Here is an 18,263-nt window from a genome sequence, read left to right as displayed (position 1 = left end):
GATGGTAGTGTGGGGCTTCCCCATGTGAGAGTAGGTCATCGTCAAGATTCAAACACAGAACCCCTGATCGCTCTGCGATCGGGGGTTTTGCTTTGCGTGCGGAAAAGTTCAGCCTTTGATGCTTATCTCATGTACCTATGCACCCGTGGTCTGCATGGCTATTATGCGTGCCTCTTTAAAAGGCGTTAATTTCATGCTCACGTTGCTAAGACTTCTTGCCGATGGCGAGTTTCACTCCGGTCAGGTCCTGGGCGATGAGTTGGGGATCAGTCGTAGCGCTGTCTGGAAGCAGTTACAGCAGTTGCAGGCGGAGCTTGGGGTTGAGCTGCACAAAGTTCGTGGCCGCGGCTACAGGCTCGCCAGTGCGCTTTCGCTGCATGATGAACAGGCGATCAAGAATTCGGGGCTGCCCCAAGGCTGGTCTGTAATTGTCCATGAGAGCCTTGACTCTACAAATGCCGAGGCTGCTCGACTGATTGCTCTGGGCGCTACCATGCCAACCGTAGTGGTGGCGGAGCGGCAGACTGCAGGTCGGGGGCGACGAGGTCGCAAATGGGTTAGCCCCTTTGCCGAAAACCTGTATTTCAGCCTGTTGCTCCGGATTGAAGGCGGTATGCGCCAGATTGAGGGGCTGAGCTTGATGGTGGGCCTGGCTGTCGTCGAGGTTCTAAGGGAATTTGGCGTTAAAGAGGCCGGTCTCAAGTGGCCAAATGATGTGCTGTCGGGGCGCCGCAAGCTGGCGGGGATCCTGCTGGAGCTGATGGGGGATCCGGCTGATGTGTGTCACGTGGTGATAGGTATTGGTATCAACGTGAATATGCAGGCTTGCTCGGAGGTGGATCAGTCCTGGACTTCTGTGCGCCTGGAGGCTGGAGCGTTGTGCGATCGTAATCATCTGGCTGCTCGCCTGGCCGGCCGGCTGCAGGAGCTCTTGCAGCGGCACCAGCAGGAAGGCTTTTCAGTGTTTCAGGCTGAGTGGGAGCGTAATCACCTGTGGCAAGGTCGTGAAGTGACGCTCTTGTCGGGGGCGGACAGAACGGAGGGCGTCGTTCTTGGTATCGATGAGCTTGGCGCGTTGCGACTGGATGTCGGTGGTATAGAAAAAAGCTTTAGTGGCGGTGAGCTCAGCCTGAGGTTGCGCGATGATTCTTGAACTCGATTGTGGCAATAGCTTCATCAAGTGGCGCGTCACAGAGAAGGGCGATGACTCGATCAGGGCTGGTGGTGTCGTAGATTCCGACAGTGCGCTGGTGGAACAGTTGGGGCTCTTGCCGGGGCTGGAACTTGCTCACTGCCGCCTGGTGAGTGTGCGCACCCCGGACGAGACCCACAAGCTGATGGAGATGCTGCGCAGTTGTTACGGTATGAGGCCGGTGTGTGCCGAGCCTGCCCGGACTCTGGCGGGGGTATCGAATGGGTATGATGAGTATGAGCGCCTGGGGCTTGATCGCTGGTTGGCCTTGGTGGCGGGCTACCATTTAGCCCGCAGAGCGTGTCTGGTCATCGATCTTGGCACTGCTGTTACTTCTGATTTCGTCGATTTGACAGGTTTGCATCTGGGGGGCTTCATTTGCCCTGGTATCCCGCTGATGCGCAACCAGCTGCGCACTCACACCAGGCGTATTCGTTATGATGATGCGGCCGCTGAAAGAGCGCTTGTCGGTTTGGGGCCGGGGCACTCTACCGCAGAGGCTGTCGAGCGCGGTTGCTCTCTAATGCTGCGCGGTTTTGTTCAGGCTCAGTTGGAGATGGCGAGGTCATACTGGGGTGAGCATTTCGATGTGTTTATCACTGGCGGCGACGCGGGGTTGGTCGAGGATGTGATTCCTGGCGCTCGAGTTGTTCCTGATCTGGTTTTCATCGGCCTTGCCCTGGCCTGCCCACTTCGCTGAGGTTTTCATGCGTTGGCTTTTTCTTTTGCTCTTGATGCTGAACGTCTTCTACTACCTCTGGCATCAGCAGGAAGCTCCCCTGCGTGCCAAGGAAGTGATTCCGCTATCGCTTAACCGTTCTGCTCAGCAGGATATCCGGCTGCTCAGTGAGTCGGGTGTAGGGGAGGGGCGTGAGAGCAGGCCTGAATGCCAATACCTGGGTGGGTTTGCCAAGGCTGACGATGTGAAAGCGGTAGAGCAGCGTCTGAAGAGTCTCGATATTCGTACGCAGTATCATGTGCAGCAAGTGGCGGGCGCCAATCGTTATTGGCTTGCCGTCATGCCTGAGAGTCGTCGGCTGGTCGGTGAAGAGTTGGTGGCTCAACTCACTCAGGATTTTCCGCAGTTAAAAAATCGGATTATTTTATGTGAAGGGGTTGCAGACCTTAATTAGTTTGCATAGAATGGCGCCCGCTCCACAGCGAGGCTGAAAGCCAAGTTAAGGAGCAAGATTGATCAACTCACGTAACTCCAAGATTTAATTGAGGAAAGTGGTTGACAAGAGGGTGGCAGAGGTTGATAATGCCGCCCAGCTCAGGAGGGGTTCCCGAGCGGCCAAAGGGATCAGACTGTAAATCTGACGTCTACGACTTCGAAGGTTCGAATCCTTCCCCCTCCACCATATTTAGCAAGAATTGCAAGTTCTGCGGGTATAGTTTAGTGGTAGAACCTCAGCCTTCCAAGCTGATGATGCGGGTTCGATTCCCGCTACCCGCTCCAGATTTTGCAGTTTGTGCGTAAGGTTTCGCTCTTGTAGCTCAGTTGGTAGAGCACACCCTTGGTAAGGGTGAGGTCAGCGGTTCAAATCCGCTCAAGAGCTCCATTATCAAAGGCAGATATGCAAATATCTGCCTTTGTTTTAAGCGGGTGTGTCGGTCTCGGCCTTCGCTTGAATTCTTTTCATGGCTCATTGGTATCTTCTGCTTTTGGGTGAATGAAAAGAGGTGTTGATAAAATCTAGTCGGGTCAGCATAATGGTCGGCCTGATTTTGTTTTTAGGTCAGTAGCTCAATTGGCAGAGCGACGGTCTCCAAAACCGTAGGTTGGGGGTTCGATTCCCTCCTGACCTGCCAGATTCTTTCGATATCTGGCTTTCTTTTCACAGGATCTCCGTAGATGAATCTCAAGGCTGAAGCATCAGACTCCCGCTTTGACCTGCTGAAGTGGCTCCTGGTAGTCGTTCTGGTGGTCGTGGGTGTTGTCGGTAATCAGTATTACTCGGCCCAGCCGATCCTGTATCGCGTTCTCGTTCTCCTTGTGATTGCAGCTGCTGCCGCGTTCGTTGCGCTGCAGACCGGCAAGGGCAAAGCTTTCTTTACGCTTGCCAAAGAAGCGCGTGCAGAGATTCGTAAGGTCGTATGGCCGACTCGTCAAGAGACCGGCCAGACTACGCTGATCGTCGTGGCGGTGGTTCTGGTTATGGCGCTGCTGTTGTGGGGGCTTGATTCCCTGCTCGGTTGGCTTGTTTCCTTGATAGTTGGCTAAGGGTGTCTCGTGGCTAAGCGTTGGTATGTAGTGCATGCTTACTCGGGTTACGAGAAGCATGTCATGCGCTCGCTGATCGAGCGTGTGAAGCTGGCAGGCATGGAAGATGGCTTCGGCGAAATTCTGGTCCCTACTGAAGAAGTAGTGGAAATGCGTAACGGCCAGAAGCGCAAGAGTGAGCGTAAATTCTTCCCTGGCTATGTGCTGGTGCAGATGGAAATGAACGAGGGTACCTGGCACTTGGTCAAGGATACCCCGCGTGTGATGGGCTTCATCGGCGGTACTGCCGACAAGCCTGCGCCGATTACTGATAAAGAAGCAGAAGCAATTCTGCGTCGCGTTGCTGATGGCAGCGATAAGCCCAAGCCGAAGACCTTGTTCGAACCGGGCGAGGTTGTACGTGTTATTGACGGTCCATTCGCGGACTTCAATGGTTCGGTTGAAGAAGTTAACTACGAAAAGAGCCGCATTCAGGTGGCTGTGCTCATTTTCGGTCGCTCTACTCCGGTAGAGCTGGAGTTCAGCCAGGTCGAGAAGGTCTGAGCGAGCTGAAATCCCAACCCCGCAGCCAAAGGCTGTGGGGTTTTTTCGTCACCGGGATATATGTGCAATGCATCGGGGAGCCTTAACTGGCGCTAGAACCCGTAACTGGAGTGCCTCATGGCCAAGAAGATTAACGCGTACATCAAGTTGCAAGTGAAAGCCGGTCAGGCTAACCCAAGCCCACCCGTTGGTCCTGCTCTGGGTCAGCACGGTGTGAACATCATGGAATTCTGCAAAGCGTTCAACGCCCGTACTCAGGGCCTGGAAGCTGGTCTGCCGACTCCTGTGATCATCACCGTCTACAGCGACCGTAGCTTCACTTTCGAAACCAAGAGCACCCCGGCTTCGGTTCTGCTGAAAAAAGCAGCAGGCCTGGCCAGCGGTTCTGCTCGTCCTAACACTGTTAAGGTTGGCACTGTTACCCGTGCTCAGCTGGAAGAGATCGCTAAAACCAAGAGCGCTGATCTGACAGCCGCTGACCTCGATGCAGCCGTGCGTACCATCGCCGGTTCTGCTCGCAGCATGGGCCTTAACGTGGAGGGTGTGTAATGGCTAAGTTGACCAAGCGTCAAAAGGCAATCGCCAGCAAGCTCGAAGCTGGCAAAGTCTACAACTTCGTGGACGCAGCAAGCCTGCTGGCCGAGCTGTCGACCGTCAAGTTCAGCGAGTCGTTCGACGTTGCTGTTAACCTGGGCGTCGATCCTCGTAAATCCGACCAGGTCGTTCGTAGCGCTACCGTTCTGCCGCACGGCACCGGTAAGACTGTTCGTGTTGCCGTGTTCACCCAGGGTCCAGCTGCTGAAGCCGCTCTGGCTGCCGGCGCTGACCGTGTAGGTATGGACGATCTGGCTGCCGAAATGAAAGCCGGCGACCTGAACTACGACGTAGTCATCGCTTCTCCGGATGCCATGCGCGTTGTCGGTCAGTTGGGTCAGGTTCTGGGTCCTCGCGGCCTGATGCCTAACCCGAAAGTCGGTACTGTAACTCCAGACGTAGCCAACGCCGTGAAAAACGCCAAGGCTGGTCAGGTTCGTTACCGCACCGACAAAAACGGCATCATCCACACTTCCGTTGGCAAGATCGGCTTCGATGCCGTCAAGCTGAAGGAAAACGTTGAAGCCCTGATCGCTGATCTGAAGCGTATCAAGCCAGCTTCCTCGAAAGGTATCTACGTCAAGCGCGTAACCCTGAGCACCACCATGGGCCCAGGTCTGGTTATCGATCAGAGCTCGCTGGACGCGTAATGTGCAGTGGCGCGGCATGCCGCGCCACTCAAAAATTGGGGTCCCTGCCTGGCGGGGGCTGTCCAAGACCGTAGGCGACGCAAGTCTTAAACCACAAGCCTACGCAGATGGTGCTCCCGGTTCCTTACCGAATCAGACACCAAAACGACATCCGGCTCCGGCTGGATGAAACGGTAACAAGCAGGAGTTAAACCCGTGGCAATTAAACTCGAAGACAAGAAGGCCATCGTCGCTGAAGTCAACGAGGCTGCCAAAGTTGCCCTGTCCGCTGTCGTGGCTGATGCCCGTGGTGTGACTGTAGGCGCTATGACCGGACTCCGTAAAGAGGCTCGTGAAGCTGGCGTTTATGTACGTGTCGTACGTAACACCCTGCTCAAGCGCGCCGTTGCTGACACTGAATACAGTGTCCTCAACGATGTGTTCACCGGCCCGACCTTGATCGCTTTCTCCAACGAACACCCGGGCGCTGCTGCTCGTCTGTTCAAAGAGTTTGCCAAAGGTCAGGACAAGTTCGAGATCAAGGCAGCTGCGTTCGAGGGCAAGTTCCTCGCAGCTAATCAGATCGACGTACTGGCAAGCTTGCCGACCCGCGACGAAGCCATTTCGCAGCTGATGAGCGTGATCCAAGGCGCTACCAGCAAGCTGGCTCGTACTCTGGCGGCTGTTCGCGACCAGAAAGAAGCTGCTGCAGCCTGAGGCTGAGCCCTTCTAACGCGTTTTTGTTTATTTCGATGGTCGCACAGGCCGTCCCCCAATTCAGGAAATTGAGTCATGTCCATCTCTCAAGAAGATATCCTTAACGCCGTTGCCGAGATGTCCGTTCTGCAAGTCGTAGAACTGATCAAAGCCTTCGAAGAGAAGTTCGGTGTTACTGCTGCTGCCGCTTCGGCTGGCCCAGCTGCCGGTGGCGCTGCTGCCGTTGTTGAAGAGCAAACCGAGTTCAACGTTATCCTGGCCGAAGCTGGCGAGAAGAAAGTTAACGTGATCAAGGCTGTTCGTGAGCTGACCGGTCTGGGCCTGAAAGAAGCTAAAGCTGCCGTTGACGGCGCTCCAGCTACCGTTCTGGAAGGCGTTGACAAGGCGTCGGCTGAGAAAGCCAAGGCTGCTCTGGAAGAAGCAGGCGCTAAAGTCGAGCTGAAATAAGCATCGACCTTGAGCGTCCAGCCCAAGCGTCAAGCAGAAGGCTGATGGCTGGTGGCTTATGCCACCGGCCTTTTTCCGTTATAGACGTGTGGCCAGGCCAACGTTCTACAACGTGCAATACCACCGAGACGGTGGCGCAAACCAAGAGGGTTTGCACGATTTTCTGGCTGCTTCCGTCGAAGGAGCCAAACAGGCAGGTGACCAAGCTGGGGAACGCTGATGGCTTACTCATACACTGAGAAAAAACGTATCCGCAAGGACTTTAGCAAGTTGCCGGACGTAATGGATGTGCCGTATCTCCTGGCCATCCAGCTGGATTCGTATCGTGAATTCCTGCAGGCGGGAGCGACCAAAGATCAGTTCCGCGACGTCGGTCTGCATGCAGCCTTCAAATCCGTTTTCCCGATCATCAGCTACTCCGGCAATGCTGCCCTGGAGTATGTAGGTTATCGCTTGGGCGAACCGGCATTTGATGTCAAGGAGTGCGTGCTGCGTGGCGTGACTTACGCAGTACCTCTGCGGGTCAAGGTTCGTCTGATCATTTTCGACAAAGAATCGTCGAACAAAGCGATCAAGGACATCAAAGAGCAAGAAGTCTACATGGGTGAAATCCCCCTGATGACTGAAAACGGTACCTTCGTTATCAACGGTACCGAGCGCGTCATCGTGTCCCAGCTGCACCGTTCGCCTGGTGTGTTCTTCGACCACGACCGTGGCAAGACTCACAGCTCCGGCAAGCTGCTGTATTCCGCTCGCATCATTCCATACCGCGGTTCCTGGCTGGACTTCGAGTTCGACCCGAAAGACTGCGTATTTGTGCGTATCGACCGTCGCCGCAAACTGCCGGCGTCCGTACTGCTGCGCGCGCTGGGCTACACCACCGAGCAGGTGCTGGATGCCTTCTACACCACCAACGTTTTCCATATCCGCGACCAGAGCCTGAACCTGGAGCTGGTACCGCAGCGTCTGCGTGGTGAAATCGCCGTTCTTGATATCAAGGACGACAGCGGCAAGGTTATTGTCGAGCAGGGTCGCCGTATCACTGCCCGTCACATCAATCAGCTGGAAAAAGCCGGTATCAAAGAGCTGGAAGTGCCTCTGGAATATCTCCTGGGCCGCACCACCGCCAAGGTTATCGTGCATCCGGCGACTGGCGAGATCATCGCCGAGTGCAACACCGAGCTGACCACCGACCTGCTGGCCAAGATCGCTAAAGGTCAGGTCGTGCGCATCGAAACGTTGTACACCAACGACATCGACTGCGGTCCGTTCATCTCTGACACGCTGAAGATCGACTCCACCAGCAACCAGTTGGAAGCTCTGGTCGAGATCTACCGCATGATGCGTCCTGGCGAGCCGCCAACCAAGGATGCCGCCGAGACCCTGTTCAACAACCTGTTCTTCAGTGCTGAGCGCTACGACTTGTCGGCAGTGGGTCGCATGAAGTTCAACCGTCGTATCGGTCGTACCGAGATCGAAGGTTCGGGCGTGCTGTGCAAGGAAGATATCGTCGAGGTTCTCAAGACCCTGGTCGATATCCGTAACGGCAAAGGTATCGTCGATGACATCGACCACCTGGGTAACCGTCGCGTTCGTTGCGTTGGTGAAATGGCCGAGAACCAGTTCCGTGTTGGCCTGGTGCGCGTTGAGCGTGCGGTCAAGGAACGTCTGTCGATGGCAGAAAGCGAAGGCTTGATGCCGCAGGACCTGATCAACGCCAAGCCGGTTGCGGCGGCGGTGAAAGAGTTCTTCGGTTCCAGCCAGCTGTCGCAGTTCATGGACCAGAACAACCCGCTGTCCGAGATCACCCACAAGCGCCGTGTTTCCGCACTCGGCCCTGGCGGTCTGACTCGTGAGCGCGCAGGCTTCGAAGTTCGTGACGTACACCCGACTCACTACGGCCGTGTGTGCCCGATCGAGACGCCTGAAGGTCCGAACATCGGCCTGATCAACTCTCTGGCGGCCTATGCCCGTACCAACCAGTACGGCTTCCTGGAAAGCCCGTACCGTGTAGTGAAAGACGGCGTTGTCAGCAACGACATCGTGTTCCTGTCGGCAATCGAAGAAGCTGACCATGTCATCGCCCAGGCTTCGGCCGCGATGAACGACAAGCAGGAACTGATCGACGAGCTGGTAGCCGTTCGTCACCTGAACGAGTTCACCGTCAAGGCACCTGCCGACGTAACCCTGATGGACGTATCGCCCAAGCAGGTAGTCTCGGTTGCAGCCTCGCTGATTCCGTTCCTTGAGCACGACGACGCCAACCGTGCGTTGATGGGCTCGAACATGCAGCGCCAAGCGGTCCCAACCCTGCGTGCCGACAAGCCGCTGGTTGGTACTGGTATGGAGCGTAACGTGGCTCGCGACTCCGGCGTTTGCGTCGTGGCTCGTCGTGGCGGCGTGATCGACTCCGTGGATGCCAGCCGTATCGTGGTCCGGGTTGCCGACGATGAAGTCGAAACCGGCGAAGCGGGTGTGGATATCTACAACCTGACCAAGTACACCCGTTCCAACCAGAACACCTGCATCAACCAGCGTCCGCTGGTGAGCCGTGGTGATGTGGTCAGTCGTGGTGACATCATGGCCGACGGTCCGTCCACCGACATGGGTGAACTGGCGCTCGGTCAAAACATGCGCATCGCGTTCATGGCATGGAACGGCTTCAACTTCGAAGACTCCATCTGCCTGTCCGAGCGTGTGGTTCAGGAAGACCGCTTCACCACGATCCACATCCAGGAACTGACCTGTGTGGCGCGTGATACCAAGCTGGGCCCAGAGGAAATCACTGCAGACATCCCGAACGTGGGTGAAGCTGCACTGAACAAACTGGACGAAGCCGGTATCGTTTACGTCGGCGCCGAAGTGGCTGCTGGCGACATCCTGGTGGGCAAGGTCACGCCGAAGGGCGAAACCCAGCTGACCCCGGAAGAGAAGCTGCTGCGTGCAATCTTCGGTGAGAAGGCCAGCGACGTCAAAGACACCTCCCTGCGCGTGCCAACCGGCACCAAGGGTACTGTCATCGACGTACAGGTCTTCACTCGTGATGGCGTCGAGCGCGACTCCCGTGCCCTGTCGATCGAGAAGTCCCAGCTGGACGAGATCCGCAAGGACCTCAACGAAGAGTTCCGCATCGTTGAAGGTGCAACCTTCGAGCGTCTGCGGTCGGCTCTGGTTGGCAAGACTGTGGAAGGCGGCGCTGGCCTGAAGAAAGGCCAGGAGATCACCGACGAGATCCTCAACGGTCTTGAGCACGGCCAGTGGTTCAAGCTGCGCATGACCGAAGATGCTCTGAACGAGCAGCTCGAAAAAGCTCAGGCTTACATCGTTGATCGTCGTCGTCTGCTGGACGACAAGTTCGAAGACAAGAAACGCAAGCTGCAGCAAGGCGATGACCTGGCTCCAGGCGTACTGAAGATCGTCAAGGTTTACCTGGCTATCCGCCGTCGCATCCAGCCGGGTGACAAGATGGCCGGTCGTCACGGTAACAAGGGTGTTGTCTCGGTGATCATGCCGGTCGAAGACATGCCGCACGACGCCAACGGTACTCCGGTCGATATCGTTCTGAACCCGTTGGGTGTACCTTCGCGTATGAACGTCGGTCAGATCCTTGAAACCCACCTGGGCCTCGCAGCCAAGGGTCTGGGCGAGAAGATCAACCGTATGCTCGAAGAGCAGCGCAAAGTCATCGAGCTGCGCAAGTTCCTGGCCGAGATCTACAACGAGATCGGTGGCCGTCAGGAAAACCTGGACAGCTTCTCTGACCAGGAAATCCTCGACCTGGCGAAGAACCTGCGCAACGGCGTGCCTATGGCGACTCCGGTGTTTGACGGGGCCAAAGAGCGTGAGATCAAGGCGATGCTGCGTCTGGCAGATATGCCTGACAGCGGCCAGATGCAGCTGTTCGACGGCCGTACCGGCAACAAGTTCGAGCGCGCTGTAACCGTTGGCTACATGTACATGCTGAAACTGAACCACCTGGTGGACGACAAGATGCACGCGCGTTCCACGGGTTCCTACAGCCTGGTTACCCAGCAGCCGCTGGGTGGTAAGGCGCAGTTCGGTGGTCAGCGTTTCGGGGAGATGGAAGTCTGGGCGCTGGAAGCATACGGCGCCGCTTACACTCTGCAAGAAATGCTCACAGTGAAGTCGGACGACGTGAACGGTCGGACCAAGATGTACAAGAACATCGTGGACGGCGATCACCGTATGGAGCCGGGCATGCCCGAGTCCTTCAACGTGTTGATCAAAGAGATCCGTTCTCTCGGTATCGATATCGATCTGGAAACCGAATAACACGTGACGTGAATGGGAGCAGGGCGCTACTGCCTGCTCCTTGCTCCGCCAGGAGGAAAGGCCTTGAAAGACCTACTGAATCTGTTGAAAAACCAGGGTCAAGTCGAAGAGTTCGACGCCATCCGTATCGGTTTGGCATCGCCTGAGATGATCCGTTCGTGGTCGTTCGGTGAAGTTAAAAAGCCGGAGACCATCAACTACCGTACGTTCAAACCTGAGCGTGACGGCCTGTTCTGCGCCAAGATCTTTGGCCCGGTCAAGGACTACGAGTGCCTGTGCGGCAAGTACAAGCGCCTCAAGCATCGCGGTGTGATCTGTGAGAAGTGCGGCGTTGAAGTCGCGCTGGCCAAAGTCCGTCGTGAGCGTATGGCTCACATCGAGCTGGCCTCGCCGGTTGCCCACATCTGGTTCCTGAAGTCGCTGCCGTCCCGTATCGGCCTGCTGATGGACATGACCCTGCGTGATATCGAGCGTGTTCTCTACTTCGAGAGCTATGTCGTTATCGATCCAGGCATGACCACCCTGGAAAAGGGTCAGCTGCTGAACGACGAGCAGTACTTCGAAGCCCTCGAAGAGTTCGGTGACGACTTCGATGCCCGCATGGGGGCCGAGGCTGTCCGCGAGCTGCTGCACGCGATTGATCTGGAGCACGAGATTGGCCGTCTGCGCGAAGAAATTCCGCAAACCAACTCCGAAACCAAGATCAAGAAGCTGTCCAAGCGTCTGAAGTTGATGGAAGCCTTCCAGGGCTCCGGCAACCTGCCTGAGTGGATGGTGTTGACCGTTCTGCCGGTTCTGCCGCCAGACCTGCGTCCGCTGGTTCCGCTGGACGGTGGCCGTTTCGCGACGTCCGATCTTAACGATCTGTATCGTCGCGTGATCAACCGTAACAACCGTCTGAAGCGTCTGCTGGACCTGTCGGCTCCTGACATCATCGTGCGCAACGAAAAGCGCATGCTGCAGGAGGCGGTCGATGCCCTGCTCGACAACGGTCGTCGCGGTCGTGCAATCACCGGTTCCAACAAGCGTCCTCTGAAATCCCTGGCTGACATGATCAAGGGTAAGCAGGGTCGTTTCCGTCAGAACCTGCTCGGTAAGCGTGTTGACTACTCCGGTCGTTCGGTAATTACCGTAGGTCCGACCCTGCGTCTGCACCAGTGCGGTCTGCCGAAAAAGATGGCACTGGAACTGTTCAAGCCGTTCATCTTCGGCAAGCTGGAAATGCGTGGCCTGGCCACGACCATCAAAGCTGCCAAGAAGATGGTCGAGCGCGAGCTGCCAGAGGTGTGGGACGTTCTCGCCGAAGTGATTCGCGAACACCCCGTGCTGCTCAACCGTGCACCTACGCTTCACCGTCTGGGTATCCAGGCATTTGAACCAGTACTGATCGAAGGTAAGGCTATTCAGCTGCACCCGCTGGTCTGTGCTGCGTACAACGCCGACTTCGACGGCGACCAGATGGCCGTTCACGTACCGCTGACCCTGGAAGCCCAGCTCGAAGCCCGTGCGTTGATGATGTCGACCAACAACATCCTGTCGCCAGCCAGCGGTGAGCCAATCATCGTTCCGTCGCAGGACGTGGTACTGGGTCTGTACTACATGACCCGTGAAGCGATCAACGCCAAAGGCGAAGGCCGCGTGTTCGCTGATCTGCAGGAAGTCGACCGCGTATTCCGCGCCGGCGAGGCTGCCCTGCACGCCAAGATCAAGGTTCGTATCAACGAAACCGTTAACGATCGTGACGGCAATAGCGTGAAGAACACCCGTATTGTCGACACCACTGTCGGCCGTGCGTTGCTGTTCCAGGTGGTTCCGGCCGGCCTGTCGTATGACGTGGTCAACCAGCCGATGAAGAAGAAGGCGATCTCCAAGCTGATCAACCAGTGCTACCGCGTGGTTGGTCTGAAGGACACCGTCATTTTCGCTGACCAGCTGATGTACACCGGTTTCGCCTACTCGACGATCTCCGGCGTATCGATTGGTGTGAACGACTTCGTCATTCCGGATGAGAAGGCGCGCATCATCGATGCCGCTACCGCCGAAGTGAAAGAGATCGAAAGCCAGTATGCTTCCGGCCTGGTAACCCAGGGCGAGAAGTACAACAAGGTGATCGACCTCTGGTCCAAGGCCAACGACGAAGTATCCAAGGCGATGATGTCCAACCTCTCGAAAGAGAAGGTTGTCGACCGCACGGGTGCTGAAGTCGACCAGGAATCGTTCAACTCGATGTACATGATGGCTGACTCCGGTGCGCGGGGTTCCGCTGCCCAGATCCGTCAGCTGGCCGGTATGCGTGGTCTGATGGCCAAGCCGGACGGCTCGATCATCGAGACGCCAATCACTGCGAACTTCCGTGAAGGTCTGAGCGTACTCCAGTACTTCATCTCGACTCACGGTGCTCGTAAAGGTCTGGCGGATACCGCACTGAAGACCGCTAACTCCGGTTACCTGACTCGCCGTCTGGTAGACGTCGCACAAGACTTGGTTGTGACTGAGGTCGATTGTGGCACCGAGCACGGCCTGCTGATGACTCCGCACATTGAAGGCGGTGACGTTGTAGAGCCGTTGGGTGAGCGTGTACTGGGTCGTGTAATCGCCCGTGACGTGTTCAAGCCAGGCACCGAGGACGTCATCGTTCCGGCCGGCACTCTGGTTGACGAGAAGTGGGTTGAATTCATCGAGCTGAACAGCATCGACGAAGTCATCGTGCGTTCGCCGATCAGCTGCGAAACCCGTTTCGGTATCTGCTCGAGCTGCTACGGTCGCGACCTGGCTCGCGGTCATCAGGTCAATATCGGTGAAGCGGTCGGCGTTATCGCTGCCCAGTCCATCGGTGAGCCGGGTACCCAGCTGACCATGCGTACGTTCCACATCGGTGGTGCGGCAAGCCGTACTTCCGCTGCCGACAGCGTACAGGTCAAGAACGGCGGTACCGTTCGTCTGCACAACCTGAAGCACGTAGAGCGTGTCGACGGTCATCTGGTCGCGGTATCGCGTTCCGGTGAGCTGGCAATCGCCGACGAATTCGGTCGTGAGCGTGAGCGCTACAAGCTGCCTTACGGTGCTGTGATTTCGGTGAAGGAAGGCGACAAGGTTGACGCTGGCTCGATCGTGGCCAAGTGGGATCCGCACACTCACCCGATCGTTACCGAGATGAAAGGTACCGTGACCTACGTGGGCATGGAAGAAGGTATTACCATCAAGCGTCAGACAGACGAATTGACCGGTATGACCAACATCGAAGTCCTCGACGTCAAAGACCGTCCGGCTGCCGGCAAGGACATCCGTCCTGCGGTGAAGATGGTCGGCCTCGATGGCAAGGACCTGATGCTGCCTGGTACCGACGTACCGGCCCAGTACTTCCTGCCGGCCAACGCTCTGGTCAACGTCGCTGACGGTGCTCAGATCGCAATCGGTGACGTTATCGCGCGTATTCCGCAAGAAACGTCCAAGACCCGTGACATCACCGGTGGTCTGCCGCGCGTTGCCGACCTGTTCGAGGCGCGTCGTCCTAAAGAGGCGTCGATCCTGGCAGAAGTCAGCGGTACCATCGCCTTCGGTAAAGAGACCAAGGGCAAGCGTCGTCTGGTCATCACGCCGAACGATGGCAGCGAGCCGTACGAAGAGCTGATTCCGAAGTGGCGCCACCTGAACGTTTTCGAAGGCGAACAGGTCAACCGCGGCGAAGTTATCTCCGACGGTCCGAGCGATCCGCACGACATCCTGCGTCTGCTGGGTGTGAGCGCGCTGGCCAAGTACATCGTTAACGAGATCCAGGACGTTTACCGTCTGCAAGGCGTTAAGATCAACGACAAGCACATCGAGACCATCCTGCGTCAGATGCTGCGCAAGGTTGAAGTGGCTGAATCGGGCGACTCCAGCTTCATCAAGGGCGATCAGGTCGAACTGACCCAGGTCCTGATGGAAAACGAGCGTCTGGCCAGCGAAGACAAGTTCATTGCCAAGTACACCCGCGTACTGCTGGGTATCACCAAGGCATCGCTGTCGACCGAGTCGTTCATCTCCGCGGCCTCCTTCCAGGAGACTACCCGCGTGCTGACCGAAGCAGCAGTAACCGGCAAGCGCGATTACCTGCGCGGCCTGAAAGAAAACGTCGTCGTGGGTCGTCTGATCCCGGCAGGTACAGGTCTGGCTTACCACAGCGAGCGTAAACGTCGCCGTGATATCGACAAGCCGCAGCGCGTCAGCGCCAGCGAAGTCGAGGCCGCTCTGACCGAGGCGTTGAACTCCAGCGGTAACTAAGGGTTATGCCCCGGCGTTTTTCAGGTCTTGCGGCAACATTCAGTTGTCGCAAGACGGTGGAAGAGGTCGGGGCATTGCCTTGACTGGGGGCGAGATCCTCTTTAGACTCTTGTACCCCTAAATTTGACAGGGCCTATCGCCCTGTCATTTGCTTTCTTGCAGGCAATAGCGTCTGCAAGTCAACAGTGGAGCTAGTAGATGGCAACTATCAACCAGCTGGTACGTCAGCCGCGCAAGCGTATCGTCGAGAAATCCGACGTTCCTGCGCTGCAGAACTGCCCGCAACGTCGTGGCGTGTGCACCCGCGTGTACACCACTACGCCGAAAAAACCTAACTCGGCACTGCGTAAAGTATGCCGTGTGCGTCTGACCAACGGTTTCGAGGTTTCCTCGTACATCGGTGGTGAAGGCCACAACCTGCAAGAGCACAGCGTGGTACTGATCCGCGGCGGTCGTGTAAAAGACTTGCCAGGTGTTCGTTACCACACCGTTCGCGGCTCTCTGGATACTTCCGGCGTCAAAGGTCGTAACCAAGGTCGTTCGAAATACGGTACCAAGAAGCCTAAAAAAGCCTAAGTGGCTTTGGTTTCTGACTGATTTTGCACTTTTCTATTTTTTTGAGTCGATAAGAGTAAGGTCGGGCAAGCTCCTCTGGAGTGCTGTCCCGGGCTAACCTGAAGACCGTTTGAGGGCTTATCCATGCCAAGAAGACGCGTAGCAGCAAAACGCGAGATCCTTGACGATCCGAAATACGGAAGCCAGATCCTGGCGAAGTTCATGAACCACGTAATGGAAAGCGGCAAGAAAGCCGTTGCCGAGCGTATCGTTTATGGCGCGCTGGACAAGGTTAAAGAACGCAAGAACAGCGATCCCCTGGAAATCTTCGAGAAAGCTCTCGACGCCATCGCTCCGCTGGTCGAAGTGAAGTCGCGCCGTGTAGGCGGTGCTACTTACCAGGTTCCTGTTGAAGTTCGTCCGTCCCGCCGTAACGCGCTGGCAATGCGCTGGCTGGTAGACTTCGCCCGCAAGCGCGGCGAGAAGTCCATGGCGCTGCGCCTGGCCGGCGAGCTGCTGGACGCTGCCGAAGGCAAAGGTGCTGCTGTCAAGAAGCGTGAAGACGTTCACCGTATGGCCGAAGCCAACAAGGCTTTCTCGCACTACCGCTTCTAATTTCGGCTTCAATCTTTTTGCGAGGGCTTTATGGCTCGTACTACTGCAATCAACCGCTACCGTAACATTGGTATCTGTGCTCACGTTGACGCGGGCAAGACCACCACTACCGAGCGGATCCTGTACTACACCGGTCTGAGCCACAAGATCGGTGAAGTGCATGACGGCGCTGCGACCACTGACTGGATGGTGCAAGAGCAGGAGCGGGGTATCACCATTACCTCCGCTGCCATCACCACCTTCTGGAAAGGTTCCCGCGGTCAGTACGACAACTATCGCGTAAACGTTATCGATACCCCTGGCCACGTTGACTTCACCATTGAAGTAGAGCGTTCGCTGCGTGTACTCGACGGCGCGGTCGTTGTGTTCTGCGGCACCTCCGGTGTCGAGCCTCAGTCTGAAACCGTATGGCGTCAGGCGAACAAGTACAACGTTCCACGTATCGTCTACGTGAACAAGATGGACCGTGCTGGTGCAAACTTCCTGCGCGTAGTAGGTCAGATCAAGAACCGTCTGGGCCACACCCCGGTTCCGATCCAGATCGCTATCGGTGCTGAAGAAGAGTTCGCCGGTCAGGTCGATCTGATCAAGATGAAGGCGATCTACTGGAACGAAGACGACAAAGGCACCACTTATCGTGAGGAAGAAATTCCTGCCGATCTGCAGGCGCTGGCTGAAGAGTGGCGCTCCAACATGGTTGAAGCGGCTGCCGAGTCCAGCGAAGAGCTGATGAACAAGTACCTTGAAGAAGGTGAGCTGACTGTAGAAGAGATCAAGGCTGGTCTGCGTGCGCGCACCCTGGCTGGTGAAATCGTTCCTGCGGTCTGCGGCTCGTCCTTCAAGAACAAGGGTGTTCCTCTGGTTCTCGACGCCGTTATCGACTTCCTGCCGGCTCCGACCGAAATCGCTGCGATCCAGGGTATCCACCCTGATCACGTCGAAGACGAAAACGCTCCGAAAATCGAGCGTCACGCCAGCGACGACGAGCCGTTCTCGGCTCTGGCGTTCAAGATTGCCACCGACCCGTTCGTTGGTACTCTGACTTTCGTGCGCGTCTACTCGGGCTTCCTGAGCTCGGGCGACTCCGTGATCAACTCGGTCAAGGGCAAGAAAGAGCGTGTGGGTCGTATGGTGCAAATGCACGCGAACCAGCGCGAAGAAATCAAAGAAGTACGTGCCGGCGACATCGCTGCGCTGATCGGCATGAAGGACGTCACCACTGGTGATACCCTTTGCGACGCTGACAAGCAGGTGATCCTGGAGCGTATGGACTTCCCTGAGCCTGTAATTTCGGTGGCTGTTGAGCCGAAGACCAAGCAGGACCAGGAAAAAATGGGTATCGCACTGGGCAAGCTGGCTCAGGAAGACCCATCGTTCCGCGTTCGTACCGACGAAGAGACTGGTCAGACCATTATCTCCGGTATGGGTGAGCTGCACCTGGACATCCTCGTTGACCGCATGAAGCGTGAGTTCAACGTCGAAGCCAACATCGGTAAGCCGCAGGTTTCCTACCGTGAAACCATCACCAAGGACAATGTCGAGATCGAAGGTAAATTCGTTCGTCAGTCCGGTGGTCGCGGTCAGTTCGGCCATTGCTGGGTTCGTTTCTCGACTCCGGACGTGGACGACAAGGGCAACATTACCGAAGGTCTGGTCTTCGCCAACGAAGTTGTAGGTGGTGTGGTTCCTAAGGAATACATCCCGGCGATCCAGAAGGGTATCGAAGAGCAGATGAAGAACGGCGTTGTTGCCGGCTATCCGCTGATCGGCCTGAAGGCTACCGTATTTGATGGTTCCTACCATGACGTCGACTCCAACGAGATGGCGTTCAAGATCGCTGCTTCGATGGCGACCAAGCAACTGGCCCAAAAGGGTGGCGGTAAGGTGCTTGAGCCGATCATGAAGGTCGAGGTAGTGACCCCTGAGGACTACATGGGTGACGTGATGGGTGACCTGAACCGTCGTCGTGGTCTGATCCAGGGTATGGAAGACTCGGTCTCCGGCAAGGTTATCCGTGCTGAAGTACCGCTAGGAGAAATGTTCGGTTATGCGACCGACGTTCGTTCCATGTCTCAGGGTCGCGCGAGCTACTCCATGGAATTCTCCAAATACGCTGAAGCTCCGTCGAACATCGTCGAAGCGCTCGTTAAAAAACAAGGTTGATCTAACCCCCTTTAGGCTAGGAGTTCAC

Annotated in this window: 14 protein-coding genes and 4 tRNA genes; all 18 read left to right on the top strand. The window is 56.6% G+C overall.

Annotated elements, in window-relative coordinates; translation table 11 throughout:
* Window positions 1-193 precede the first annotated feature (193 nt).
* The 18 genes from birA to fusA all read left to right on the top strand — a co-directional run bounded on the left by birA (window position 194) and on the right by fusA (window position 18,235).
* On the top strand, window positions 194-1,153 hold the full coding sequence (gene birA, locus NRB16_RS17460) for a bifunctional biotin--[acetyl-CoA-carboxylase] ligase/biotin operon repressor BirA (RefSeq protein ID WP_257106566.1): 960 nt from the start codon (window positions 194-196) through the stop codon (window positions 1,151-1,153).
* Window positions 1,143-1,892 (top strand): pantothenate kinase, encoded by a 750-nt coding sequence (locus NRB16_RS17455; protein WP_045484187.1) that lies wholly within the window; start codon window positions 1,143-1,145, stop codon window positions 1,890-1,892. The genes birA and NRB16_RS17455 overlap by 11 nt, the downstream gene beginning before the upstream one ends.
* 7 nt (window positions 1,893-1,899) lie before the next feature.
* A complete protein-coding gene (locus tag NRB16_RS17450; RefSeq protein ID WP_045484185.1) occupies window positions 1,900-2,325 on the top strand; it encodes a hypothetical protein in 426 nt (141 codons plus the stop codon).
* Window positions 2,326-2,468: 143 nt separating this feature from the next.
* Window positions 2,469-2,553, top strand: a tRNA-Tyr gene (locus tag NRB16_RS17445).
* Window positions 2,554-2,577: 24 nt separating this feature from the next.
* Window positions 2,578-2,651 (top strand) — tRNA-Gly (locus NRB16_RS17440).
* Between the two features lie 27 nt (window positions 2,652-2,678).
* Window positions 2,679-2,754 (top strand) — tRNA-Thr (locus NRB16_RS17435).
* Window positions 2,755-2,928: 174 nt separating this feature from the next.
* Window positions 2,929-3,004 (top strand) — tRNA-Trp (locus tag NRB16_RS17430).
* 43 nt (window positions 3,005-3,047) lie between these two features.
* Entirely contained in the window at window positions 3,048-3,416 is a 369-nt protein-coding gene (gene secE, locus NRB16_RS17425) for a preprotein translocase subunit SecE (RefSeq protein WP_045484182.1), read from the top strand.
* 9 nt (window positions 3,417-3,425) lie between these two features.
* Window positions 3,426-3,959 carry a transcription termination/antitermination protein NusG gene (nusG, locus tag NRB16_RS17420; protein WP_045484179.1) on the top strand — a complete coding sequence of 178 codons (534 nt, stop codon included), beginning with the start codon at window positions 3,426-3,428 and terminating at the stop codon, window positions 3,957-3,959.
* 117 nt (window positions 3,960-4,076) lie between these two features.
* Window positions 4,077-4,508 carry a 50S ribosomal protein L11 gene (gene rplK / locus NRB16_RS17415; protein ID WP_045484176.1) on the top strand — a complete coding sequence of 144 codons (432 nt, stop codon included), beginning with the start codon at window positions 4,077-4,079 and terminating at the stop codon, window positions 4,506-4,508.
* Window positions 4,508-5,203: a 50S ribosomal protein L1 gene (gene rplA, locus NRB16_RS17410; protein ID WP_045484173.1), complete on the top strand. Its 696-nt coding sequence runs from the start codon at window positions 4,508-4,510 to the stop codon at window positions 5,201-5,203. The genes rplK and rplA overlap by 1 nt, the downstream gene beginning before the upstream one ends.
* Before the next feature lie 195 nt (window positions 5,204-5,398).
* Window positions 5,399-5,899, top strand: a complete 501-nt coding sequence (rplJ, locus tag NRB16_RS17405) for a 50S ribosomal protein L10 (RefSeq protein ID WP_045484170.1) — start codon at window positions 5,399-5,401, stop codon at window positions 5,897-5,899.
* A 75-nt stretch (window positions 5,900-5,974) separates the two neighbouring features.
* Window positions 5,975-6,346, top strand: a complete 372-nt coding sequence (gene rplL, locus NRB16_RS17400) for a 50S ribosomal protein L7/L12 (protein ID WP_045484166.1) — start codon at window positions 5,975-5,977, stop codon at window positions 6,344-6,346.
* A gap of 219 nt (window positions 6,347-6,565) precedes the next feature.
* On the top strand, window positions 6,566-10,639 hold the full coding sequence (rpoB, locus tag NRB16_RS17395; protein ID WP_045484159.1) for a DNA-directed RNA polymerase subunit beta: 4,074 nt from the start codon (window positions 6,566-6,568) through the stop codon (window positions 10,637-10,639).
* Between the two features lie 63 nt (window positions 10,640-10,702).
* Window positions 10,703-14,902, top strand: coding sequence for a DNA-directed RNA polymerase subunit beta' (rpoC, locus tag NRB16_RS17390; protein WP_045484156.1), 4,200 nt, complete (start codon window positions 10,703-10,705; stop codon window positions 14,900-14,902).
* Window positions 14,903-15,100: 198 nt separating this feature from the next.
* Entirely contained in the window at window positions 15,101-15,478 is a 378-nt protein-coding gene (rpsL, locus tag NRB16_RS17385; protein ID WP_045484153.1) for a 30S ribosomal protein S12, read from the top strand.
* Window positions 15,479-15,601: 123 nt separating this feature from the next.
* Window positions 15,602-16,072, top strand: coding sequence for a 30S ribosomal protein S7 (gene rpsG, locus NRB16_RS17380; protein WP_003186074.1), 471 nt, complete (start codon window positions 15,602-15,604; stop codon window positions 16,070-16,072).
* Between the two features lie 30 nt (window positions 16,073-16,102).
* On the top strand, window positions 16,103-18,235 hold the full coding sequence (fusA, locus tag NRB16_RS17375; protein ID WP_045484147.1) for an elongation factor G: 2,133 nt from the start codon (window positions 16,103-16,105) through the stop codon (window positions 18,233-18,235).
* Window positions 18,236-18,263: the final 28 nt, after the last annotated feature.

It is taken from the genome of Pseudomonas sp. LJDD11, assembly GCF_024584215.1.
Classification (GTDB): Bacteria; Pseudomonadota; Gammaproteobacteria; order Pseudomonadales; family Pseudomonadaceae; genus Aquipseudomonas.
The sequence above is the reverse complement of the archived record's forward strand: the minus strand, read 5'-3'. Positions and strand labels throughout refer to the sequence as shown.